This window comes from Azovibrio restrictus DSM 23866, assembly GCF_000429665.1.
Taxonomy (GTDB): domain Bacteria; phylum Pseudomonadota; class Gammaproteobacteria; order Burkholderiales; family Rhodocyclaceae; genus Azovibrio; species Azovibrio restrictus.
Map to the genome: position 1 here is coordinate 317466 of NZ_AUCH01000001.1, position 24212 is coordinate 341677.

Annotated in this window: 20 protein-coding genes; 3 read left to right on the top strand and 17 right to left on the bottom strand. The window is 64.4% G+C overall.

Going from position 1 to position 24212, the window contains the following annotated elements:
- Nucleotides 1-3: 3 nt before the first annotated feature.
- The 3 genes from G474_RS23085 to G474_RS0101575 form a co-directional block, all read right to left on the bottom strand.
- Nucleotides 4-189 carry a hypothetical protein gene (locus tag G474_RS23085; protein WP_156919101.1) on the bottom strand — a complete coding sequence of 62 codons (186 nt, stop codon included), beginning with the start codon at nucleotides 187-189 and terminating at the stop codon, nucleotides 4-6.
- Nucleotides 189-2033: a translational GTPase TypA gene (gene typA / locus G474_RS0101570; RefSeq protein ID WP_026685457.1), complete on the bottom strand. Its 1845-nt coding sequence runs from the start codon at nucleotides 2031-2033 to the stop codon at nucleotides 189-191. Before typA ends, G474_RS23085 begins: the two co-directional genes overlap by 1 nt.
- Before the next feature lie 87 nt (nucleotides 2034-2120).
- A complete protein-coding gene (locus G474_RS0101575) occupies nucleotides 2121-2510 on the bottom strand; it encodes a group II truncated hemoglobin (protein ID WP_026685458.1) in 390 nt (129 codons plus the stop codon).
- Nucleotides 2511-2551: 41 nt separating this feature from the next.
- Between G474_RS0101575 and G474_RS0101580 the strand changes: the two genes are divergently transcribed.
- A complete protein-coding gene (locus G474_RS0101580; RefSeq protein WP_051281654.1) occupies nucleotides 2552-3835 on the top strand; it encodes a sensor domain-containing phosphodiesterase in 1284 nt (427 codons plus the stop codon).
- A 21-nt stretch (nucleotides 3836-3856) separates the two neighbouring features.
- On the opposite strand, the gene G474_RS0101585 is transcribed toward G474_RS0101580, so the two are convergent.
- Nucleotides 3857-4138, bottom strand: coding sequence for a hypothetical protein (locus tag G474_RS0101585; RefSeq protein ID WP_026685460.1), 282 nt, complete (start codon nucleotides 4136-4138; stop codon nucleotides 3857-3859).
- A gap of 189 nt (nucleotides 4139-4327) precedes the next feature.
- On the opposite strand from G474_RS0101585, the gene G474_RS0101590 reads away from it, so the two are divergent.
- Nucleotides 4328-5470, top strand: a complete 1143-nt coding sequence (locus G474_RS0101590) for an HD-GYP domain-containing protein (RefSeq protein WP_026685461.1) — start codon at nucleotides 4328-4330, stop codon at nucleotides 5468-5470.
- 22 nt (nucleotides 5471-5492) lie between these two features.
- Here G474_RS0101590 and G474_RS19040 read toward each other — a convergent pair whose 3' ends face one another.
- The 9 genes from G474_RS19040 to ppx all read right to left on the bottom strand — a co-directional run bounded on the left by G474_RS19040 (nucleotide 5493) and on the right by ppx (nucleotide 15105).
- Nucleotides 5493-6077: a DUF3299 domain-containing protein gene (locus G474_RS19040; protein ID WP_169729481.1), complete on the bottom strand. Its 585-nt coding sequence runs from the start codon at nucleotides 6075-6077 to the stop codon at nucleotides 5493-5495.
- Nucleotides 6078-6082: 5 nt separating this feature from the next.
- Nucleotides 6083-7435 (bottom strand): deoxyguanosinetriphosphate triphosphohydrolase, encoded by a 1353-nt coding sequence (locus tag G474_RS0101600; RefSeq protein WP_026685462.1) that lies wholly within the window; start codon nucleotides 7433-7435, stop codon nucleotides 6083-6085.
- An 87-nt stretch (nucleotides 7436-7522) separates the two neighbouring features.
- Entirely contained in the window at nucleotides 7523-9436 is a 1914-nt protein-coding gene (locus G474_RS0101605) for a type IV pilus assembly protein FimV (RefSeq protein ID WP_026685463.1), read from the bottom strand.
- 106 nt (nucleotides 9437-9542) lie between these two features.
- Nucleotides 9543-10208 (bottom strand): energy-coupling factor ABC transporter permease, encoded by a 666-nt coding sequence (locus G474_RS0101610; RefSeq protein ID WP_026685464.1) that lies wholly within the window; start codon nucleotides 10206-10208, stop codon nucleotides 9543-9545.
- 6 nt (nucleotides 10209-10214) lie between these two features.
- Complete coding sequence (locus G474_RS19045) at nucleotides 10215-10811, bottom strand: ABC-type transport auxiliary lipoprotein family protein (protein ID WP_051281656.1); 597 nt, start codon at nucleotides 10809-10811, stop codon at nucleotides 10215-10217.
- A 9-nt stretch (nucleotides 10812-10820) separates the two neighbouring features.
- Nucleotides 10821-11723 (bottom strand): MlaD family protein, encoded by a 903-nt coding sequence (locus tag G474_RS0101620; protein ID WP_026685465.1) that lies wholly within the window; start codon nucleotides 11721-11723, stop codon nucleotides 10821-10823.
- Nucleotides 11724-11741: 18 nt separating this feature from the next.
- Nucleotides 11742-12497, bottom strand: coding sequence for an ABC transporter ATP-binding protein (locus tag G474_RS0101625; protein WP_026685466.1), 756 nt, complete (start codon nucleotides 12495-12497; stop codon nucleotides 11742-11744).
- A 2-nt stretch (nucleotides 12498-12499) separates the two neighbouring features.
- Entirely contained in the window at nucleotides 12500-13597 is a 1098-nt protein-coding gene (locus tag G474_RS0101630; RefSeq protein ID WP_026685467.1) for an MlaE family ABC transporter permease, read from the bottom strand.
- A gap of 5 nt (nucleotides 13598-13602) precedes the next feature.
- Nucleotides 13603-15105: an exopolyphosphatase gene (ppx, locus tag G474_RS0101635; protein WP_026685468.1), complete on the bottom strand. Its 1503-nt coding sequence runs from the start codon at nucleotides 15103-15105 to the stop codon at nucleotides 13603-13605.
- 153 nt (nucleotides 15106-15258) lie between these two features.
- Between ppx and ppk1 the strand changes: the two genes are divergently transcribed.
- The gene (gene ppk1, locus G474_RS0101640) at nucleotides 15259-17337 is read left to right on the top strand and encodes a polyphosphate kinase 1 (RefSeq protein ID WP_026685469.1); all 2079 of its coding nucleotides are present in this window, start codon (nucleotides 15259-15261) and stop codon (nucleotides 17335-17337) included.
- Nucleotides 17338-17396: 59 nt separating this feature from the next.
- Here the strand turns inward: ppk1 and G474_RS0101645 are convergent, their stop codons facing one another.
- The 4 genes from G474_RS0101645 to G474_RS0101660 form a co-directional block, all read right to left on the bottom strand.
- On the bottom strand, nucleotides 17397-19622 hold the full coding sequence (locus G474_RS0101645) for a RelA/SpoT family protein (RefSeq protein ID WP_026685470.1): 2226 nt from the start codon (nucleotides 19620-19622) through the stop codon (nucleotides 17397-17399).
- Between the two features lie 105 nt (nucleotides 19623-19727).
- Nucleotides 19728-20957 carry an HD-GYP domain-containing protein gene (locus G474_RS0101650; protein WP_026685471.1) on the bottom strand — a complete coding sequence of 410 codons (1230 nt, stop codon included), beginning with the start codon at nucleotides 20955-20957 and terminating at the stop codon, nucleotides 19728-19730.
- 98 nt (nucleotides 20958-21055) lie between these two features.
- On the bottom strand, nucleotides 21056-22948 hold the full coding sequence (locus G474_RS0101655; RefSeq protein WP_026685472.1) for a propionate--CoA ligase: 1893 nt from the start codon (nucleotides 22946-22948) through the stop codon (nucleotides 21056-21058).
- 47 nt (nucleotides 22949-22995) lie between these two features.
- On the bottom strand, nucleotides 22996-24123 hold the full coding sequence (locus G474_RS0101660) for a GGDEF domain-containing response regulator (protein WP_026685473.1): 1128 nt from the start codon (nucleotides 24121-24123) through the stop codon (nucleotides 22996-22998).
- Nucleotides 24124-24212: the final 89 nt, after the last annotated feature.

Below are 24212 nucleotides of genomic sequence, written 5' to 3' on the forward strand. Positions count from 1 at the left end.
GGGTCAGTAATAGACCTTGCAGAAGCCGGCCCCATACATGGGTTCGGCCACGCTGCCCAGCCAGGTGAAGAAAGCGCTGAGCAATAGCAAAAAAAAGGCCCAACGGACCGTTTTTCTATTTTCCTTCACCCAGGCACAGAGCCGCTCGCACAGGGGCGAGCGGCAATCCCGGCAAGGGTTGGCGAGCATCAGTTGCCTTCGCGCAGGGCCCGCTTGCGGTCGTTTTCCGACAGGTGGCGCTTGCGGATGCGGATGCTCTTGGGGGTGATTTCCACCAGTTCGTCATCGGCGATGAATTCAATGGCGGATTCCAGGGTCAGCTGGACGGGCGGTACCAGGCGCACGGCTTCGTCGGTGCCGGAGGCGCGCACGTTGGTGAGCTGCTTGCCCTTGACCGGGTTCACCACCAGGTCGTTTTCCCGGCTGTGGATGCCGATGATCATGCCTTCGTACAGCTTCTCGCCGGGGTTCACGAACATGCGGCCCCGATCCTGGAGCTTCCACAGGGCGTAGGCCACGGCGTCACCATTTTCCTGGGACACCAGCACCCCGTTGCGACGCTCGGCGACATTGCCATCCTTGACGGGGGCGTATTCGTCGAAGACGTGGCTCATCAGGCCGGTACCCCGTGTCAGGTTCATGAATTCACCCTGGAAGCCGATCAGGCCCCGGGCGGGAATGCGGTATTCGATACGCACCCGGCCACGGCCGTCCGGCACCATGTCCAGCATTTCGCCCTTGCGCAGCCCCAGGGATTCCATGACGCCCCCCTGGCTGTCCTCTTCCACGTCCACGGTCAGGAATTCGTAGGGTTCGCATTCCACGCCGTCGACAACCTTCTTCACCACGCGGGGACGGCCCACGGCCAGTTCGTAACCTTCCCGGCGCATGTTTTCCAGCAGGATGGACAGGTGCAGTTCGCCCCGGCCGCAGACGTCGAAGATGTCGCCGTTGGGGGTGTCATCCACGCGCAGGGCCATGTCAGTCAGCAGTTCCTTGTGCAGGCGGTCGCGGATCTGGCGGCTGGTGACGAACTTGCCTTCAGTGCCGGCCAGGGGGCTGGAGTTCACCATGAACTGCATGGACAGGGTGGGTTCGTCGATCTTCAGGAGCGGCAGGGTCTGGGGATTGTCGGGATCGGTCAGGGTGCAACCCAGCACCAGGTCTTCAACACCGGTGATCTGCACGATGTCGCCGGCGGTGCCTTCTTCCAGCTCCACCTTGTTCAGACCCTTGTAGCCGAACACCTGGCCGATCTTGGCCTTGAAGGGAGTGCGCTCGTGGGCGGCCGCCTCTTCGTCGGTGCCGAACATGACCATCACCTGCTGACCGGTCTTGACCTTGCCCTGCTTGATGCGGCCGATGCCGATCCGGCCCACGTAGGAGGAATAGTCCAGAGCGGAAATCTGGAACTGCAGGGGCGCATTCACATCGGCGTCGGGGGCCGGCACATGCTTCAGGATCATGTCGAACAGGGGACGCATGTCCTCGCGGGGAGCATCCAGCTCCAGAGCGGCCCAGCCGTTCAGGCCGGAGGCGTAGACGATGGGGAAATCCATCTGCTCGTCGGTGGCGCCCAGCTTGTCGAACAGGTCGAAAGTCAGGTTCACGGCGTTGTCAGGATCGGCGCCGTCCCGGTCCACCTTGTTCACCAGCACGATGGGACGCAGACCCAGGCCCAGGGCCTTCTTGGTCACGAAACGGGTCTGGGGCATGGGGCCTTCGACCGCATCCACCAGCAGCACCACGCCGTCCACCATGCCCAGCACCCGTTCCACTTCGCCGCCGAAGTCCGCGTGTCCCGGGGTATCCACGATGTTGATGTGGATGCCTTCGTAGTCCACGGAGGTGTTCTTGGCGAGAATGGTGATGCCCCGCTCCTTTTCCAGGTCGTTGGAGTCCATCACCCGCTCGGCCACCTGCTGGTGGGCTGCAAAGGTGCCGGACTGGCGCAGGAGCTGGTCAACCAGGGTGGTCTTGCCGTGGTCAACGTGGGCGATGATGGCGATGTTGCGAATGGGGCGGGTGGACATGGATAAGGAAGCCGAAAATTCAAGAGCCAGGATTCTAACAAAATCCGGGCCTTATCTGCTGCGTTGCAGCAACTAATTGTTGCGGATTCAGTCCGCTTTGTTGCGCATGAAGTCGGCAGTATTGAAAAAGTTCTCCAGCAATTTCTTGCGCAGCCCTTCTTCTATGCCCACATCCTCCATGGCCAGAACCATGCAGGCCACCCACTGGTCCCGCTCCGAAGTGCCGATGGCAAAGGACATGTGCCGGGCCCGCAGGCGGGGATGACCGTACTGCTCCACGAACAGGTCGGGGCCACCAAACCAGCCGGAAAGGAACATGAACAGCTTGTCCCGGGAGCCCTGCAAGCTCTCGGGATGCATGGCGCGAATTCCCGCAAACTGGGGCACCGTATCCATCAGTTCATAAAACCGGTCGGCCAGCCGTCCCAGGACCACTTCCCCACCAACGGCCTCATAGGGTGTCAGTTCTTTCTTCATATACAATCCCCAGTCTTGGAAACGCCCGGAATCATACGCTTTTGTCCGCCCCCCACCACCCATCCTGCAGTTTTGACGAGATCGGCGCCTGCCTCCAAGCGGTACCCGGCGGTTGGCAGGCCCGGAATCCCCAACTGGGCCAGATCACCCTGAGCTCCCATTTCCAGCCCATCTTCAGCCTTTCCCACCGGCGCCCCATCGGCCACGAAGCCCTGATGCGGGCCCACAATCCCGAAGGCTGGAACATCTCCCCCCTGGAAGTGCTCGACAGCGTCAGCCACAACTTCGAGCAGCTGCTGGGACTGGACCGCCTCTGCCGCGCCCTGCATCTGGCCAATTTTGCCAGCATGAGCACGGACCAGGCGCCCGGCTGGCTGTTCCTGAACATGAATGCGGAGGTTTTCCTGCGCAGCCAGTCCCGGGGCGGGCGTGATTTCCTGCTGCAAGCCTGCAAGCAAGCCCATGTGGCGCCCCAGCGGCTGGTCATCGAAGTGCTGGAGAATGCGGTCCAGGACATCACCCGCCTGCAGGAGGCCGTGGCCTACTTCCGCGACATGGGCTGCCTGATCGCCCTGGATGATTTCGGAGCCGGCCACTCCAATTTCGACCGGGTCTGGCGCCTCAAGCCCGAGATCGTCAAGCTGGACCGCTCCCTGATCGTCTCGGCGGCGGCGGACAGCAAGCTGCGCCGCTTCATGGCCCAGATGGTGCAACTGCTGCATGAGGCAGGAGCCATGGTGCTGGTGGAAGGCATAGAAACCTCCCTGGAGGCTTATATCGCTCTGGAAGGGGATGTGGATTTCGTGCAGGGCTACTACTTTGGCCGCCCTGCCCCGCAACTGGTCACCCTGGGTGCCGGCGAAGCCACCATCGACGGGCTGTGGAAAGACTTCGACCACATGTGGCGGGACGAGAAGAACAGCTATCAGGAAGCTGTGGCCCCCTACATCAACGCCATTGGCTATGCATCAGTGCTGCTGTCCGCCGGACGCTGCCTGGAGGAAGCCTGCGCCTCTTTCCTGGATCTACCCCAGGCCGATTTCTGCTATGTGCTGGATGCCAGCGGCCAGCAGATCGGCACCAACCTCTACGCCCAGGTGCATCCGGCCTGCGACATCCGTTTTGCGCCCCTGGCGGACGCCCGCAGCGCCCGCTGGGCCCGGCGCCCCTATTTCCGGCGCGCCTTGGAAAACTTCGGCAAGGTCCAGGTTACCCGGCCCTACCTTTCCGTCTCCAGTGCCCAGCTTTGCGTCACCCTGTCGGCCAGTTTCAAGGTCAACGGGGAAACCCGGGTCATCTGCGGCGACATCATCTGGAACCGGTAACCCGGTTCCAGGGCCTGGAAATCAGTGGGTCTGGATGCTGGCGGTGAACACCTGCTGGGAACTTTCGGGGAACTGGAACGCTGCCAGGGTACGACGGATCTGCTCTTCATCCACGCTTTCGTCTTCACCCTGGAAACGGATACCGATGGAGCGGCCATTGGCGGCCAGGGTCATGAAGGCATAGCGCCAGACCTGGGCTTCTGCCAGGCGCTCGCGCAATTCGTTTTCACGGGTGATGCTGATACCGGCGGCTTTAAGCAAGTCCAGGAACTCTTCAAAGGACTCGTGACTGAGACTGCCCATTTTGTTCTATCTCCTGTTGGTATGGGTGGAAGGCCCACCTGGAAGACAAAAACGCGGCTCCCCCCGGACTGGTTGACAGCTAACCTTCCCACACGCTGACCTGCTATCCCCACGCCAAAAATGGTTATGATGCTGCTTCCCGAGAATGCGCCGCAGAGCGCGTTGCAGACCTGAAGTGGAGGAGTGGAAATGGAAGCCTTGCCCGACTGGTTTCGGCATGCGGACAGGTTGGCGGCCCTGGGAGAAGATGCCCCCTTCTCGAACAAGCTGGAATTCCTGCATGACTACCTGCACCAGGACTTTCCCTGGATAGACCGGATCGCCGTTGCCCTGTACGACCCCCAGACGGACCTGCTCAAGACCTACGCCCACTCCAGCAAGGGCGACGACCCCCTGTCCCTCTACGATGCCCGCCTGAGCGACAGCACCACCCTGCAGGAAATCGTCCGCCTGCACCGCCCCCGGGTCATCGACGATCTGGCCCTGCTGCCCGCCAGCCGCCCCCACAGCGAACGCATCCGGGGCCAGGGCTATGGCTCCAGCTATACCCTGCCCATCTTCCGCAACGGCGACTTTCTCGGCCTGCTGTTCTTCAATTCCTATCACAAGCACGTACTCGATGAGCGCGCCCTGCACCACCTGGATCTGGTGGGGCATCTGGTGGGCTATTCCCTGATCGACCAGCTGACCACCGCCCGCACCCTGGTGGCGAGTGTGCGCAGCACCTCCACCCTGGCCCAGCACCGGGATTTCGAGACCGGTGCCCACCTGGACCGCATGGCCCACTACGCCCGCCTGATTGCCCGGGCCATCGCCCCCAGGTACGGCCTGGACGATCACACGGTGGAGCACATCTTCCTGTTCGCCCCCCTGCACGACATCGGCAAGATCGGCATCTCGGACAGCATCCTGCTGAAACCCGGCAAGCTCGATGCCGAGGAGTTCGAGACCATGAAGACCCATCCGGCACGAGGGGTGGAGATCATCGATGCCCTGCTGGAGCATTTCGGCCTCTCCGGCCTGCCCCACTCCCAGCTGCTGCGCAACATCGCCCTCTACCACCATGAGGCCATGAACGGCCAGGGCTACCCCCTGGGACTCAAGGGCGAGGCCATCCCCATCGAAGCCCGCATCGCCGCCGTGGCGGACGTGTTCGACGCCCTCACCAGCAAACGCCCCTACAAGGACGCCTGGAGCAACGAGGACACCTTTACCCTGCTGCAGGAGCTGGCCGGGGATGTGCTCGATCGGGACTGCGTCCAGGCCCTGATCAGCCAGGCCGATGCGATACGCAGCATCCAGGAACGCTTCCGGGAAGATCCTCTGGGCTGAGCCCGGCCCTCCTCCCGCCTGTCTATTCCTCGAACATCTTCACCTGGGCCTGCTGCACCCGGTAGCCGGCCTTGCCCATTTCCGTTTCCGAACGCATCACCTCCAGGGTACCGCTGACCCAGACCGTGCTCATGGTCTGCAGCGGAATGGTCTCGCTGGCCAGCACATGGATGATCTGGTTGGCCGGGGGCGGCGGCACATGGACGCAGGCGCCGAAGTATGGCACCAAGAGGAACTCGCGGATGCCGTCGGCCTGCTGGTCCAGGGGCACCACGTAACCGGGAATCCGCACCGGCTTGCCGTTCAGGGCCATGTTGACCGGCGCATTGTCCCAGGCCTGGCGCAGCTTCAGCATCAGGTCCAGGGCCCGGGGATCGTTGTCGTCGAAACTGTCGATATCCACGCCCTTGAACATGGCCTGGGGATCCCAGTCCGCCGGGATAAGGGCTTCCCAGCGGGTTTCCGGAACCTGGGCCGGGGACTGGCTCTGAATCTCGGCGGCCTTGGTCGGCGCCGCTCCGGCATCACCCCCCGGCGCCGGTTCGCCGCAACCCTGCAGCAGCAACAGGCCGATCCCGGCCAGGGCAAGGATTTTCTCGTACTTCATCAGTGTCATTCTCCGGGCAGGTCGATGCCCTTCAGCTTGCGGTACAGATCCACCGCATAGGAGTCGGTCATGCCGGTCACGAAATCTGCGACCCGCAACAGGCGCAGGTAGGGGTCCGGATCCGGCTGCCGCCCGGGACCCAGGAACTGGGTCGGCAGGAGTTGCAGCAGCATGCGCTCCCGGGTGGTCTTGGGACGCATCCCGGCCCCGGCTTCCACCGCCGCCACGAACAGGGACAGGAGCCCCCCCAGGACCTCGAAACCGGCGGTCTCGATCTCCAGGGCCGGCCGGGCCACATAGATGTGCTCCTGGGCCACCTTCTTCACCGCCTGCAGCGGAGTTCCCACGGGGGAGGCTTCGAGCAGGTCCGTATCGAAGTCCCCGGCCAGGATCGCTGCCTCATGCTCCAGAAATACTGCGGCCGCCCCCTCCAGCAGGCGCCCGATGGCCTTGGCGCGCAGATATTCGATGCGCTCCTTGGGTTCGGACATGCGCGCCAGCTTGCCCTCATTGACGCTGCTGCCAGCCAGGTCCGCCAGCAGCAGTTCCGCGTCCTCGTGGCGCACGAAGCCCAGGCGGGAGGCATCCTCCAGGTCCACGATCAGGTAGCAGGTGTCATCGGCCACCTCCACCAGGAAGGCCAGGGGATGGCGGTGCCAGGCCTGGCCCGGCACCCGCTCCAGCAGCCCGGTAGCCCGGGCCACCCGCTGGAAGGCACCGGCGTCCTCCTGGAAATAGCCGAACTTCTTGCCACTGTTACCGGACAAGGGGGATTCCAGCCAGGAACTCCGGGGGTATTTGGTAAAAGTGGCCAGCACCGCGCTGGTCAGCTGCAGGCCCGGATTGGCCGGGCTTTGCAGCCTGGTCAGGACGCGAAAGCCCTGGGCATTACCCTCATAGCACTGGAAATCAGCTCGCTGAGCCGGGGTAAAGGCATAGGTATCGAGGAGGCCGGAGGCCTTGAACCATTCCCGGATGGCGTCCTCGCCAGCATGGCCGAAGGGGGGATTGCCAATGTCGTGGGCCAGGCAGGCGGCCGCCACGATGGCGCCGAAATCTCCCGCCTCCACCCCCTGGAGTCCATGCCGGTCGATGATCTCCCGGCCCACCACGGCCCCCAGGGAGCGCCCCACGCAGCTGGCCTCCAGACTGTGGGTCAGGCGGGTGCGCACATAGTCGCTCTTGGAAAGGGGAAAAACCTGGGTCTTGTCCTTCAACCGCCGGAAGGCGGAAGTGAACACGATGCGGTCATAGTCCTGCTGAAAGGCGGTACGCTCGGGGGCGCTGGGGCCGGAACCGGCGCCCAGGCGTTCGGCGGAGAGCAGGTTTTCCCAACGCTGGCGCAGACTGCTGTTCATGAATGGAGGATCCGCCCGGAAAGGCCGTGAACGACGAAGGCGTCACTTTACGCATTCAGCGGGCAAAAGCCCAGCCCGCCCCGGGCTTCAAAGATCAGGGGCGGCCAGGTCGATGTCGGGCGTCATGGACACCCGATACACGTCATCCTTCAGGATTTCCGAGAGGAACAGCAGTTCATCGGCCACGGCCAGGGGGAAGCCCTGACGGGCACCACCCCGGTTATCCCGCAGCAGCCCCTGGATGTAGTCCAGACACTGGGGCGTACCCCAGCTTTCCAGGATGCGGTCGCGGATGTGGGCCATGTCCTCCACGGAGCGGGGCTTGACCACCGCCGGGCGGCTGTCGTGCTCCTCGATGGGCGTCAGCTCGAGAACGAAATCCACGGAACCCGGGTCCCCGGATTTGGGCACATCGGCCCAGCGGATCAGCTCCACGTTGAAGTGTTCGTTGAGGTTCTTGGCGAGCCGTTCGAACTCTTCCTTCATGTCCGCCTGGCGATACACCTCCAGGAGCTTGACCCAGGGCTGCAGGGCCTCCTTGGGATTCTGGTCCACGAATTCCTGCAGGGCCTGGGCCGCCCCCTTCACCCGGCCGAAGGACAGCATGATGTCCGCCAGTTCCATGACCGGGTTATGGGAGAAGGACTCATCCACCGAAGCGTCGAGGATGGACTCGGGCCCGGTCTGCCGGGAGGGGGACTGGGAATCGGCCTGAACCGCGGCTCCGGGGGCCTGGGAATGGGGCAGGTCCAGATCATCCAGGACATTGGGCTGCAGACCATAATCGTCGCTGGCGGGACTGGGGGCCCGGCTTGCAGCCACCCTGGCGGGGGCCGGTTCATCAAAATCGTCGAAGGGATCCCGCTTGCTGGAAGCATCCAGGGAGGGGGCCAGGTAACTGCCCTGATCCCCGTCGGCCACCAGGCGGCGGCGCTGCCACTGGTACCAGCCCAGACCGCCCAGGCCCGCCAAGGCCAGACCGCCCAGCAGCCAGTACCACCAGCCGCCGCCCTCTTCTTCCGGCGCCGGCGCTGCAGGCTTGGCAGCTGCGGGTTTGGCCGCTTCCGGCACAGCCCCCTGGGCACCTGCCGGTGCGGCTTCGCCGAGCACGGTCTCCAGGGCCTTCAGGCGCTCCTGGGGCGGCAGGTGGGCGGTTTCCGCCTGGTTTTCCAGGAAGGCCAGCATCCGGTATTCGAGCCGGAACAGCTTGCGCCGCAGGGCCAGGTCCTCGCTCACCTCCTCGCCAGGCACCACGCCCAGCTCCTGGGAGAGGCGCAGGGGCGCATCCTCGCCACCTTCGGTACCGGCGCTCAACACCAGCCGGTCCCCCGCGCCATCCTTGAGGGCTGGCAGGGGCGGAGGTTCGGGCAAGGGGGGACGCGGGGTCAGGCGCTCTTCCTGACGCATGGCCGGGGGCGGTGCTTCGACGCGGGGACGGGGGGCGGGGGCCTCGACGACCGGGGGCAGTTCGGGGATGGTCAGCTCCTCGCCTTCCGGCAGGGACTGACGGCCACCCCGGGATGCGCTCAGCCCCAGATGCCGGTTGCTGCGGATCAGGGCCTGGACGAAACGGCGCTGGTCGGCACGGCTGTCAGGATAGAGTTCGGCGGCAATGCTGGCAGGGGTTTCCCCCGCACGCACGCGACGGCCGCCCTCCGATCCCTGCCGGGAGTCGGAGCGCCCGGCGGACGTCACTACCGGCCCCTGAACGGGGGGCGACAGCATCAGCGTGTATTCGCGGCGCAGGTCGTGACCACAGTTCACCTGGATCGCCACCTGGTAGATAGGCTCGGCAACCGGGCGCAAACTGCGCACCACCAGGGTATGCCCCTTGAGCTCGAAACGCCCCTGCTTCAACCAGGGGAAATCCCCCGCCGGCTTGACCAGGCGGAAGCAACTGGACTCCAGCCGCTCCCCGGCCCCCAGCACCACGGGGATTTCCAGCTTCAAGGATTCGCCCAGGCGCGAGTCGCCACGAATCTCGCCCAGGCCCAATGCCATGGCATTTCCCGAGCAAGCCAGCAAAACGGCCAGGGAAATGGAGGAAACTCTGATGTTCAACCCCATAAAAACCCAATCAACCTCAAGAAGCCGGGGATTCTACCACTTACTTGCCAATTGAATAAATAGATTGATCAAAGGTGGCGACCCAGCCCGGACGATAAACCAGCATCAAGGTCAGCACCATACCCGAAATCCAGGCCTCGGAGAAACCCAGGAGCAGGTAATAGGGCAGATATTCCTCCAGCAGGTAATTCCAGGCATAGATGCCATCCAGACCATAGAGACAGGTGAAACCGAGCCCCACCCCCATGACCACCAGGGCGGCGCCGAAAAATCCCTTGAGGAAGACAAAGACAAAGAAATGCCGGGGAAACAGCCGGTCCACTCCCAGTTGCAGCAGTCTGGCCAGAAGCAGACCGGTACCGGCGGTCAGGAGGGCGTTCAGGGCCAGGCTTTCCCAGGCCAGGGCCCCATTCAGCACCAGCCCCAGGAGCACCAGGTTGAAGCCCACGAAAGCCAGGGGCAGCTCGAACACCAGGGAAAACAGCATGATGCCGGTCAGGTGCAGGTCCAGCCCCGGCTTGACCCCGGCCTTCATGCTCCAGAGCAGCACCAGCACCACCACCATGCCCAACCAGAGATGCAGACGCTCCCCCTCCCGGAAGACGGACCAGGGCGCCCGGCGCAGGGCCAGGAGCATCAGGGGCAACCAGAGCCCCCAGGCCAGCCAGTACCAGGCCTCACTCAGCAGGGGATAGGGCAGATTCATGATGACTCACTCCCGGCAGCCCTGGCGCCCTCCTCCGGTCGCCCCGGCCTTGCGCCAGTTCTGGAGCATCCCGGCCAGGCGGTCGGCAGCGCTGGCCAGGGCCTGGACCCCGCCCGCCGCATCAGGGGTCGGCGCCGCCTCTTCCAGGGTCCACAAGACCTCATCCACCACGGCCCCGGTCTTGCGCCGCAATTGGGCCCTGACCCCCAGGACCCCGGTACTGGCACCAGGATTGCCGAACACCTGCTCGAAACGGCGCAATTCCAGATACAGCTCACAGGCATCGGCGGCTTCTGCCCCAGTCCAGTGGAGCCGGGATTCCAGGCGGCGCTGCAGCAGTTCCGCCGGCCCGCCCACCCAGCGGGACTGGGCGTATTCCATGACCCGGGCAGGATCAGCGTAGGCCAGACGGTAACGCATGGCCACCTCCTCCAGCCCGCCTCCGGCACTGACCGAGAAACGCCAGGGACGGACAGCCTGGCCTTCAGGTGCTGCCACCGGCCCCAGGTCGAACAGGGCCACCGGCTGGCTGCCGTTACGGTAGGCGGGGGAAGCGCAGGCAGCCAGCAGCAGGCTCCCCAGCAACAGGATCAGGATACGCATGACTATTCCTCAAGGACGGGCAGCGGGCGGGGCCGAGAAGCCGGGCTCACCAGGCCCCGGGGCGGCCGGGGGAGTACCGAATACCAGGCTCTGGGGGGCATCCTCCAGCATGTGCAGCACCCGGTTCAACTGACGGGAGGTGGCGGTGAGTTCGACGGTCATGTCGCTGATCCGGGGCACCAGACTGCTGACGTTCCCCTGGCTGGGTTCCCCCAGCATGCCGTCGATGCGGGTGGATACGCCCTGCAACTGCTGCACCAGCTTACGGGTCTCCCCCATCAGGGGACCGGACTGCTGCATGGCCGCCGCGATGCCCGCCACATTGTCTTCGGCCAGCAGCTTCTGCAACTGGGCCATGGAAGTGTTCATGCGCCCGGTGGCAGCCTCCAGATTGGCCAGGGTCTTGCCCAGGTTCTGCCGGTTGTCCTGACCCAGCACCGCATTGGCATTGACCAGGAACAGCTGGGCCTGGGCCAGCACCCCCGGCAGGGCGTCTTCCAGATGGTCGAGCATGGAAGGCTGCATGGCGACACGGGGCAGGCTGCCCTCCAGGGCCCCGGGATCCCGCCCATCGTCCTCCAGCAGCACATGGGCAATGCCCGTCACCCCCTGGTAGGAAAGCTTGGCCGTGGTTCCCCGGCTCAGGGGCACCAGCCTGTCCACTTCCACCAGAATCAGGATGTTGCTCACATCCTCCGGGTCCAGGCGGATGTCCAGCACCTTCCCCACCCGGATGCCCCGATAGCGGACCTGGGCCTGGGGATTGAGGCCGGTGACGTTCTGCTTGGTGACCACCAGCAGCTCCCGGGTGTCCTCCCGGCGCTCGCCGAACATGTACAGGGCCAGCACGGTGGCCGCCCCGAGCAGCAGGGTGAAGAATCCGGCAATCAGGGCGTGGGAGCGGTTTTCCATGAAGTGAATCCTGAAGGGCTAGGCGGCGCTGCGGTTGCGATGGTTTTCGAAAAACTGGTGGATCACCGGGTGATCCAGGGCGACGACCTGGTCCAGGCTGCCCTGGATCAGGATGCGTTGTTCCGCCAATACGGCCACGTCGCTGCCCAAGCCATAGATGGTATCAATGTCATGGGTCACCAGCACCACGGTGAAGCCGATGGCGCGCTGCAACTCCTTGATCAGCTGCACGAAGTTCTGGCTCCGGACCGGGTCCAGGCCCGCCGTGGGCTCATCCAGCAGCAGCAGCTCCGGCTCCAGGGCCAGGGCCCGGGCCAGGGCCACCCGCTTGATCATGCCGCCGGACAACTCGGCCGGCATCAGGGCCGCATGCTTGGGCTCCAGCTCCACCATGGCCAGCTTCAGGAGCACCAGCTCCCGGATCCAGTCTTCGTCGAGGAAACGCAGCTCCCGCAAGGGAAAGGCAATGTTGTCATAAACGGACAGGGCCGAAAACAGGGCCCCCTGCTGGAACAGCATGCCCAGGCGGCGGCGGATGTCCCGCTGGCGGATGGGATCCGGGTCATGAAGGTCGGTGCCGAACAGGCGCACGGAGCCCCGGGTGGGACGCAACAGGCCGAGAATCTCCCGCAACAGGGTGGTCTTGCCGCTCCCCGAGCCCCCCACCAGGGAAACCACTTCCCCGGGCTGGACCTGGAAAGACAGATCCTTGTGGATCACCACCTCCCGGTACTGGCTCCAGATGCCCTGCATGTCGATCACCGGCATCTGCATGACTAGCTTGGCATCCCCAGGTTGCGGGTGAAGATCGCGAAGACGGCATCCACGATGATCACCAGGGTGATGGCCGTCACCACGGACGCCGTGGTGCGCATGGACAGACTCTCGGTGTTGGGCCGCACGTGCAGACCGAACTGGCAGGCCAGCAGTGCGATCAGGAAACCGAACACGGCCCCCTTGGCCAGACCGATCCAGAGATTGGCGATGGGCACCGCCTTGGGCAGCATGGAGAAAAAATAGTTGAAGGAAAAATCCAGCTGCCAGAAAGCCGCCAGGGCACCCCCCAGCAGGGCGGAGGCCGAGGACCAGACCACCAGCAGGGGCATGGCCACGGTCAGGGCCGCCACCTTGGGCAGCACCACCCGGATGGTGCGCGACACGCCCAGGGTGGACAGGGCGTCGATTTCCTCGGTCACCCGCATCACCCCGATCTGGGCCGTCATGGCCGAGCCGGAACGGCCGGCCACCAGCACTGCCACCAGCACCGGCCCCAACTCCCGGATGATGCTGATGCCCAGGATGTTCACGATGAACAGGTCGGCCCCGTAGGTCTTCAACTGCAGGGCCGAGAGATAACTGATGGTGATGCCGATCAGGAAGCCCACCAGGGCCGAGACCGGCAGGGCCTGGGCCCCGGCCTTGTAGAGGTTGGCGGAGAACTCCTTCCAGGGGATGTCCCGGGGATGGCGGCAGAGAAAGAACAGATCCAGCACCAGCCGGCCATACAGCTCCACCAGTCCGAGCATGTTACGCAGGATGGAGAGGGTCAGGCGCCCTACCCGCCCCACCAGGGAATCCCGATAATCCCGCACGGCCGGCGGCTCCGGAGGCAAGTCGGCCACCCGCTCCAGGGTGGCGCGTAGCGTGGGGGAAATTTCCAGGCGCTCCGGCCAGCGCCGCCCCCAGGTACGCCAGAGCAGCACGGCCGCAGCACTGTCCAGCCGCTCCACCCCCAGGAGGTTCCAGCCCTGGACCTGCCCCAGGGCCGCCAGGGCCCGGCGCGGGTCCTGGTCGGAAGCCATCAGGGACACCAGGGTCCAGGTGCCGGAGAGGCTGACCTCGCCGGCATTCTGGACCAGGAGCGGTGTCCCCATGACCCTCAACGCCCCTTGGCCTGGGCGCCGGAGCGCACCCGGAACAGCAGTCCGACCCGGCGCCAGACCAGGGTCTCCTCGCTCAGGGCCGCCGCCGTCCAGGGGTTGGATTCCAGCCAGCGCCCTGGCAGATCCAGCTGGAACCCGTCGGGCGTCGCCTTGACGCTGTAGGCCGGCAGATCCCGGTCATCCCGGGTCCGGTGCAGCAGCACCGCCAGGCGCAGGCTGAACACCAGGCGCCAGCTGGAGTCTTCCGGGGGCAGGGCCGCCAGTTTTTCCAGCTTACCCCGGTGGCCGAGCACCAGGGTGGCCAGCCGCGCCTGATCCTTGTTGGAAAAGCCCGGCATGTCGGCAAAGGTGAGGATGTAGGCCCCATGCTTGTGGTAGCCGTTGTGGGCCACGGAAATCCCGATTTCATGGAGCGCCGCCGCCCAGCCCAAGAACTGCTGCTCCTGCTCTTCCCCCGGCCGCTCCCCCAGCTGGGCGAGGATGTCCAGGGCCGTCTTGCGCACCCGGGCCGCCTGGCCCCGCTCCACCTGATAACGGCGCATGAACTGCTTGACCGTGGCGTCGCGCATGTCCTGCTGCTGGAAACGTCCGAGCAGATCGTAGAGCACCCCCAGCCGCAGGGCGCCGTCGGCGTAGTTCATGCGCTCTATCCCCAGCTCTTCGAACACGGCGGAGAGGATGGCCAGCCCCCCGGGCAGCACCGGCAGCCGGTCCGGGCGCACCCCCGGGGCGTTGAAGGCATGGATGGAGCCGGCCTTGACGAGCATGGCGGCGAGTTTCTCCAGCCCCTCCCGGGTGATGCCGGTGACCGCGCCGGGATTGAGGTTGTTCAGTTCCAGCAGATCGGCGATGGCCCGGGCCGTGCCGGAGGAGCCCACGGCCTCCTTCCAGCCCAGTTGCAGGTAATCGTGGGCAATCAGCTCGATTTCCTTGGCCGCCGCTACCTGGGCTTCACGCAGGCGCTTCTTGTCCACCCGGCCATCGGGGAAATAGCGCAGGGTATAGCTGACGCAGCCCATGTAGAGGGACTCGGTCAGGAAGGGCTCGGATTTCTTGCCGATGATGAATTCGGTGGAGCCGCCGCCGATATCCACCACCAGCCGCTTGTGGGGCACCAGGGGCAGGGAGTGGATGGCGCCGATGTAGATCAGGCGCGCTTCTTCCCGACCGGCAATGATTTCGATGGGGAAACCCAGGGCCGCCTCCCCCTGGGCCAGGAACTCCCGGGCATTCTTCGCCACCCGCAGGGTGTTGGTGGCCACGGCCCGCACCGCCCCTTCATCCAGCCCCCGCAACCGTTCGCCAAAGCGTCGCAGGGCTTCCAGCCCCCTCACCTGGGAGGCCTCGTCCAGCATTTTCTCCGGGGTCAGGCCACTGGCCAGACGCACGGTTTCCTTGAGGGAATCCAGGGGATAAATCTGGTCCTCCACCACCCGCCCGACCTGGAGTCGGAAGCTGTTGGACCCCAGGTCCACGGCGGCGATCGTTTCGTATTCCATCAAAAATCAGGCTCGGATTGGGACGGGCAATTCTACCATCGGCCCCCTCCCCGCTTTCCTTATCTTCGCCGTTAATATTCCTTTAATATAACTGTAAAAAAATGACTGACTTAGCAGCAAGTCATCACCTAAAGTCTCCAGAGGACCCAGATCATGAACCGCCTCCCCCACCATCGCCAGTTCCCCTCCGACCATTACCTGAACCGTGAGCTGGGCCTACTGGCCTTCAATCGCCGGGTCATGGCCCAGGCCCGGGATGAACGCACCCCCCTGCTGGAGCGGCTGCGTTTCCTCTGCATCGTCTCCAGCAACATGGATGAACTGTTCGAGATCCGGGTCGGGGGCCTCAAGGAGCAGATCCGCGCCAATGCCTCCACCCTGACCACCGACGGCAAGACCGCCCACGAGGTGTTCCGCATGGTCAGCAGCGCCGCCCATGCCCTGGTGGAGGAGCAGTACCAGACCTTCAACCAGGAGATCACCCCCCAACTGGCCGCCGAGGGCATCCACTTCATCCGCCGCTCCGCCTGGACCGAGGCCCAGCGCACCTGGATCCGGGACTACTTCATCCGCGAGATGATCCCGGTGCTGACCCCCATCGGGCTGGACCCTTCCCACCCCTTCCCCCGGGTGCTCAACAAGAGCCTCAACTTTGCTGTGGAACTGCAGGGCAAGGACGCCTTCGGCCGCAGTTCCGGCGCCGCCATCGTCCAGGCGCCACGCATGCTGCCCCGGGTGGTACAGCTGCCCCCCGAGCTGGCCGACTGCCCCTACGGCTTCGTGTTCCTCTCCTCGATCCTGCACGAGTTCGTCGGCGAACTGTTCTCCGGCATGACGGTACTGGGCTGCTATCAGTTCCGGGTCACCCGCAACTCCGACCTGTTCGTGGATGAGGAGGAAATCACCAACCTGCGCACCAAGCTCCAGGGGGAACTGCCCCACCGCCACTTCGGCGACGCGGTGCGCCTGGAAGTGGCGGACAACTGCTCGCCGGCCATGACCTCCTTCCTGCTCTCCCAGTTCGGCCTCACGGAAGCCGACCTGTACCGGGTCCAGGGGCCGGTGAACCTGGTGCGCCTGATGCAGGTGCCGGACTGGGTGGACCGCCCCGACCTGAAGTTCTCCCCCTACGCCCCGGGCCTGCCCAAGGGGTTGGACAAGAATCCCAACATCTTCGCCACCATCCGCCAGGGGGACATCCTGCTGCACCACCCCTACCAGTCCTTCGCCCCGGTCATCGACCTGCTGCAGCAGGCCGCCACCGATCCCCAGGTGGCCGCCATCAAGATGACCGTGTACCGCACCGGCACCGACTCGGTGCTGATGCAGTCCCTGATCCGCGCCGCCCAGAACGGCAAGGAAGTGACCGTGGTGGTGGAACTGATGGCCCGCTTCGACGAGGAGGCCAACATCGGCTGGGCCACCAAGCTCGAAGAAGTCGGCGCCCACGTGGTGTACGGGGTGGTGGGCTACAAGGTGCATGCCAAGGCCCTCCTGATCGTGCGCCGGGAAGAAGGCCAGTTGCGCCGCTACGTGCATCTGGGCACCGGCAACTACCACCCGCGCACCGCCCGCCTGTACTCGGACTTCGGCCTCCTGACCGCCAACGAGGAAATCGGCCAGGACGTCTCCGAGGTGTTCAAGCAGCTCACCGGCCTGGGCAAGGCCCGTACCCTGAAGCACCTGTGGCAGGCCCCCTTCACCTTGCAACCCAATATCGTTGCCTGCATCCAGGCCGAGGCGGAACACGCCCGGGCCGGCAAGAAGGCCATGATCGTGGCCAAGATGAACGCCCTGCTGGAGCCGGAAACCATCAACGCGCTGTACGAGGCCTCCCAGGCCGGGGTACAGATCGATCTGATCGTGCGCGGCGTCTGCGCCCTGCGCCCGGGCGTGCCCGGCCTGTCGGACAACATCCGGGTGCGCTCCATCATCGGCCGCTTCCTGGAACACCACCGGGTCTTCTTCTTCCACGCCGACGGGGAAGAAAAGCTCTACCTCTCCAGCGCCGACTGGATGGAGCGCAATTTCTTCCGCCGCATCGAGCTGGCCTTCCCCATCCTCGACCACCGGCTGAAAAAGCGGGTCATGCTCGAAGGCCTGCGCCATTACCTGGCCGACAACCAGCTGGCCTGGGAGATGTCCAGCGACGGCCATTACAGCCGCAAACGTTCGCCCCGGGCCAAGCCCAGAAACGTGCAGGCGGAGCTGATGGCCTCCCTGGGACACTGAGGCGCCCAAACAAAAGCCCCGGCTGCTGGCCGGGGCTTTTGCTTTTTCGGGAGGCCGGATCAACCGCGCCGGGCGGCCACCACCCCTTCCACCTCGTGGATCAGGCCCAGGGTGCGCTTCAACTGCTGCAGGTTGTGCACCTCCACCGTGAACCCCATGCGCGCCTTGCCCTGCTTGGACTGGGTATTGACGCCGATGACGTTGATCTTCTCCTTGGCGAAAATCTCGGAAATGTCGCGCAGCAGCCCCTGGCGATCATGGGCATCCACCACGATGTCGGTGGCAAAGATGCCGTCGGCCTCGGCCCCGCCCCAGTCGGTTTCGATGACCCGTTCCGGATGCAGGGCGGCCAGATGCTGGAAGTTGGGACAATCCACCCGGTGGATGGAAACCCCCTTGCCCCGGGTGACGAAACCCTCGATGGGATCCGGGGGCGCCGGCTTGCAGCAGCGGGCCAGCTGGGTCAGCAGCTTGTCCACGCCAACGATGAGGATGCCCTTGGGTTCCTCGGCCGGACGTCGCAGGGCGATGGCCGGTTTTTCCAGGGCATCGGCATCCACCAGGGTCTGGGGATCGCCCCGTACCACGGCCTGGAACTGGCGCAGGTTGAGCTCGTTGCGGGCGGCGGCCACGAACAGGTCGTCGCTCCTGGCAAAGCCCAGCTTGCGCGACAGCTCCTCGATATTGACGCCCCCCTGCCCCAGGCGCTGCAGTTCCTTGGCGATCACCGAACGGCCATCAGCCAGGGTTTCCTCCAGGGCCAGACTGGCAAACCACTGGCGCACCTTGGTCCGGGCCCCCTTGGTCTGGATGTAGCCCTGGGCGGTGTTGAGCCAGTCCCGCGAAGGGCCGCCCTGCTTGGCGGTGATGATTTCCACCCGCTGGCCGGTTTTCAAGGTGGTGTTCAGGGGCGCCAGCAGACCATCGATCTTGGCCCCCCGGCAGCGATGCCCCAGATCCGTATGCACCCGGTAGGCAAAGTCCAGGGGCGTGGCGCCCCGGGGCAGGTCCACCACCTTGCCGTGCGGCGTCAGGATGTAGATGGTCTCGTCCAGGGCTGCCTGCTTGTAGTGGCGCACCCAGTCGGAACTGTCGGCCACCTCGTCCTTCCAGGTCAGGAGCTGGCGCAACCAGGCGATCTTCTCGTCGTAGCTGTCCTCGCCGCCGCTCTTGCTGCCTTCCTTGTAGCGCCAGTGGGCCGCAACCCCCAGCTCCGCATGCCGGTGCATGTCCCAGGTACGGATCTGCACTTCCAGGGAACGGCCGTCGGGACAGCGCACCGCCGTGTGCAGGGAGCGGTAGTAATTGCCTTTGGGATTGGAGATGTAGTCGTCGAATTCCTTGGGAATCGGCGTCCAGATGTTGTGCACGATGCCCAGGGCCGTGTAGCAGTCCTTCACCCCTTCGACAATGACCCGCAGGGCGCGGATGTCATAGACCTCGGAGAACTCCACCCCCTTCTTGCGCATCTTGTTCCAGATGCTGTAGATGTGCTTGGGGCGGCCATAGACCTCCGCATCGATGCCCAGGGTGGACAGCTCCCCCTTCAGCCGCTCGATGGCGTCGGCGATGAACTGCTCCCGCTCGATGCGCTTCTCATCGAGCATCTTGGCGATTTTCTTGTAGGTCTCCGGATGCAGGAAGCGGAAGGACAGGTCCTCCAGCTCCCACTTCAGTTCCCACACCCCGAGCCGGTTGGCCAGGGGAGAGTAGAGCTCCAGGGTCTCCCGGGCCACCTGGACCCGCAGTTCGTCGGCATTGGCGGCGTAGTAGCGCAGGGTCTGGGTGCGGGAAGCCAGGCGCAGGAGCACCACGCGGATGTCCTCCACCATGGCCAGCAGCATCTTGCGCAGCACCTCCACCTGGGCCCGGGTTTCCTGGGGATTGCTGTTGCCCACCTCGCTGCTGCCGGCCATGAAGCCCCGGGCAATGGGACGCAGACGGTTGAGGCGGGAGATCCCCTGCACCAGCTGCGCCACATCGGGGCCGAAACGGCTACTGATCTGGGCCGCACTGGGCTCGTCATAGGCAGGGACGGCAAACAGCAGGGCCGCCAGGCGGGAGTCGGTATCGAGCTTCAGGCCGGCCACGATCAGGGCCATGCCCAGCGCATGGGACCAGATGCCTTCGCCGCTGCCCAGGACAGCGTCGCCATAGACCTCCCGGACAAAGGTCAGGGCAGCGCCCAGACGTTCGACGTCCTCGACGCTCAGACCTTCCGAGAGGGTTTGCAGGGAGTGTTGGTCGTCGCCCTGGGTGGCGACGGAATGAACGACGGAAACCATGGCGGCATTATACGGGCTGGAGCTTGCTCCAGGCTGACAAGCCCCCTGCTCAGAGCGCCCGGAACGCTATTTTTCCGCCACCCCGGCTTATGGACATGACATAAGTCAGATACGAGCCTGGTCTCCGGCCCAGAAACGGTCCACATCCTTGATGCCCCATTTGGCCGGGTCTTCCCGACCGGAAATCTTCTCGGGGCAGCCAGGCCGGGAAAGGTCGATGATTTCCGGCTTGATGTAGGCCTGGGAACGGGTGGAAAAGAACACCTTGATCACCGGCTTCAGCAGGGATTTTTCGCTCTGCTCCAGGACCACGCCCAGGCGCCCGGAGCTCAGGGCCACGAAAGAGCCCACCGGGTAGATGCCCAGACTCTTGACGAAGGCCTGGAACACGGCCTCGTCGAAATGCCCCTTGGCCCATTCGGCCATGCGTTTCAGGGACTCGGCCGGGTCCCAGCCGTTCTTGTAAGGCCGATTGGAGGTGATCGCATCATAGACATCGCAGACCGCCCCCATCTTGGCGAACAGGCTGATCTGCTCCGCTTTCAAGCCTTCGGGATAACCGCTGCCATCCACCTTCTCGTGGTGGTGCAGACAGACATCCAGGGTCACCGGACCGACGCCGCTCCCCTCCAGCAAGAGACGATGCCCCTCGGCCGGATGGGTCTTGACGACTTCGAACTCCGCATCCGTGAGCTTGCCGGGCTTGTTGAGGATTTCGTAAGGAATCAGGGCCTTGCCCAGGTCGTGCAGCAGACCGGCCAGGCCAGCCTCCCGGGTCTGCTGTTCGTCCAGCCCCAGCTGCCGGGCCAAAGCGATCATCAGAGCGCAGACGGCCACCGAGTGCATGTAGGTGTAATCGTCGGCCGTCTTCAGCCTGGCTAGGCTGATCAAGGCGCCGGGATTACGGGAAACCGAAGAGGAAATCTCCTCCACCAGGGGCAGGGCCTGCTCCGCATCGATGGCCTTGCCCATGCGCGCTTCCTGGAACATGGAAACCACGGCTTCCTTGGCCTTGGCGCAGATCCGGGCCGCCCGCTTGGCCTCCTCGGCCATGCTGGTCTTTTCCTGTAGGGCCGGCTGGCGGGAGGCGGCACGCAACTCCTCATGCACCACGTCCGCCTCGGCCTCGGCCACCACCTGGGCCGTTTCCACATCCAGCCCCTTGGCCGCATCGATCCAGACCTCGCGGATGGAGCTCTCGCGGATGCGCACTAAGTCCTCGGGATCAGTGATGACGAAGCAGTTGCGCCAGAAGGGGTGATCCATCCAGGAACCGCAGAATTGCTCCAGGTGCATGCCGACCCGGAGATGCTCCACATTGATCTTCTTCAGCACAGAAAAAAAGGGGCTGTTGATCCAGCCCCCAATATAACAGAGCCCAAGAAAAAACGGCCCCGCTCGGGGGCCGTTTCCAGAGGCTGGGCTGACAGGAATCAGCCGGCCAGCAGAGCCTTGATCTGCTCCAGGGTGGAGGGATCGTCGATGGTGGTCAGGTCGCCGGGATCGCGCCCTTCGGCCAGGGCCTGCAGGGAACGGCGCAGCATCTTGCCGGAACGGGTCTTGGGCAGACCGGTGACGAAGTGCACCCGGCCCGGACGGGCGATGGCCCCCAGGGAGTCATCCACCACCTTGAACACTTCCTTCTCCAGGGCAGCACGCTGTTCGGTCGTGGCGATCCGGGAGGCATCCTTGACCACGGCGAAGGCGATGGGCACCTGGCCCTTGAGCTTGTCCTCGACGCCCACCACGGCCACTTCGGCAATGGCGTTGTGACCCTGGACGGCTTCCTCGATTTCGCGGGTGCCCAGGCGGTGGCCGGCCACGTTGATCACGTCGTCGGTACGGCCCAGGATGAAGAAGTAACCGTCTTCATCCTTGATGGCCCAGTCATAGGAGGAATAGACCAGCGGGTCCTTGAACAGGGAGAAGTAGGTGCTGACGAAGCGCTCGTCCTGCCCCCAGACGGTGGACAGGCAACCGGGCGGCAGGGGCGGCACCACGGCGGCGATGCCCTTCTCGTTGGCCTCGCACTCGGAACCATCTTCCCGGTAGATCTTCAGGTTGTAGCCATAGACCGGGAAGCTGGGGGAGCCAAACTTCAGCGGGGTCTGCTCCACACCGTGCATGGCGGAGAGCATGGGCCAGCCGGTCTCGGTCTGCCAGTAGTTGTCGATCACGGGCTTGCCCAGCTCGCCCATGATCCATTCATGGGTGGGCTGGTCCAGGGGTTCGCCCGCCATGAAGACGTGCTTCAGGCTGGAGATGTCGTAGGTGTGCAGGTACTTGGGATCCTGCTTCTTCAGCACCCGGGCGGCGGTGGGGGCGGAGAACATGACGGAGACCTTGTAGTCTTCGACGATCTTCCACCAGATACCGGGGTCGGGACGCAGGGGGGTGCCTTCGTACATGATCGTGGCCATGCCGGCGATCAGGGGGGCGTAGATGATGTAGGAGTGCCCCACCACCCAGCCGATGTCGGAGGTGGAGAAGAAAGTCTCGCCAGCTTCGCCGCAGTAGATGTGCTTCATGGTGGAAGCCAGGGCGACGCAGTAGCCGCCGGTGTCACGCTGCACGCCCTTGGGCTTGCCGGTGGTGCCGGAGGTGTACAGGATGTAGGAAGGATCGGAGGATTCCATCCACTCACAGGGGACCTGGGCGTCCAGCACGGTTTCCCGCAGGCTGGCGTAATCCACGTCACGGCCTTCGACCTTGTTGAACTCGGGATCCAGGCCCCGATTGACCATCAGCACCTTGGCGGGCTTGTGCTCGGCAATGTCGATGGCGTCGTCGAGCAGGTGCTTGTAGGGCACGGCCTTGCCGCCGCGCATGCCGGCATCGGCGGACACGATCAGGGCCGGCTTGGCATCGTCGATGCGGGTGGCCAGGGAACCGGAAGCGAAGCCACCAAACACCACGGAATGGATGGCACCGATGCGTACGCAGGCCAGCATGGCGAAGCAGGCCTGGGGAATCATGGGCATGTAGATCAGGACCCGGTCACCCTTGTTGACGCCCAGGCTCTTGTAGATGGCGGCCATGCGCTCCACTTCGCGCTGCAGCTCGGCGTAGGAGTAGACCTTTTCTTCGTTGGTCTCGGTGGACACATAGATCAGGGCCCGGTCATCGGGACGCTTGGCAGCGTGGCGATCCACGGCGTTGTGGCAGAGATTGATCTTGCCACCCACGAACCACTTGGCAAACGGAGGGCGCGAATAGTCGCACACCTGGGTGAACGGTTCCTTCCAATCCACCAGCTGAGCCTGCTCACTCCAGAAGGCATCCGGATTCTCGATGGAATACTTGTGAAACTCTTTGTAACTGGTCATAAGACTCCCTCTTCCTTGGTGTTTTCCTGCAAAAAATAAACAACGGCCTAGTCAGGTTTGTGTTGCTGCTCCCGATCTGCCAATCTCTTCTCCAACTCATCCAGGGGCAGCTCCACCCCCAATTCCTGCTGCAGCAAACGCAGCATGGGCAGCAACTGCTGCCCCAGGCGCCCCAATTGCCGGGTCACCGCCTCGGGACGATTGTCCCGCAGCAGCTCCAGGGCCTGGTTCAGGCTCAGGGGCAGCACCGGCGCATTGAGGGCCAGATCCCCCGAATCCGTACGATTGCCCCCCGCCGCCATGGCCGCTTCCATGCGGTTGCAGGCCAGGTCCATGAGGCTGCCGGCCGAGATCACCCGGTCCGCCGGCACACTCGCCACCCCGACACTCATGGTCAGGGAAAGACGCTTGCCCCCGGCAGTGATCACCGCATCGGCCACGGCCCGCCGCACCCGGTCCGCAAAGGAAATGCAGGACCCGGGCGCCGTACCCGGCGACACGATGGCAAAACGCCCCGGGGCAAAGTGCCCCAGGCAATCCTCCCGGCGGATCTTGCCCGCCACCAGCCGGGCGAACTTGACCCCCATCTCCGCCGCCTTGGCCTCCCCCACCTGGTCGATCAGGGCGGGATAGTCATCGAAACCGATGACCATGACGCTGGCCTCACCATGGTGACGGAAGGCATGGGACAGGGCCTGAGCCGCCTGCAACTCGATGTACTTGCGGGTAAACAGCCCCGTATCCGGGTCCTGCACCTGCTGGGCCTTGGCCTCCTCCAGGCTCTGCCGGGTGGAAGCGAACTGCAGCAGATGGGCCAGCCGGGTCTTCAACTCCACGGCATTGATGCCCTTGTTGATGAAGTCCGACACCCCCAGCTTCTCGGCCTTGTCCAGGAACTCCTGGTCGTCCTCCCCGGAAATCAGCACGAAGGGGATTTCCCGCAGACGCGCCAGCTTGCAGGCCCGCACCCGTTCCAGGAGGCCGAAACCATCCAGCACCGGCATCTGCAGATCGGAAATCACCGCCGAGATGGTGTGATCCAGCACCAAGGTCTGCCAGGCCGCCTCGCCATCGCCCTCCTCCCGCACCTCGTAGATGCCCTTCAGATGCCGGCTCAAGGAAGCCCGCACCATGCGGGAATCGTCAACAATCAGGATGCGAGGCAGTTCAGACACGGCTCAGTACTCCTTTTTCAACCGCAAAAACGGCTGCACCGGGCCGGGAAACGGGGTCGCAGAATTCATAATTACGAATTATAAACATC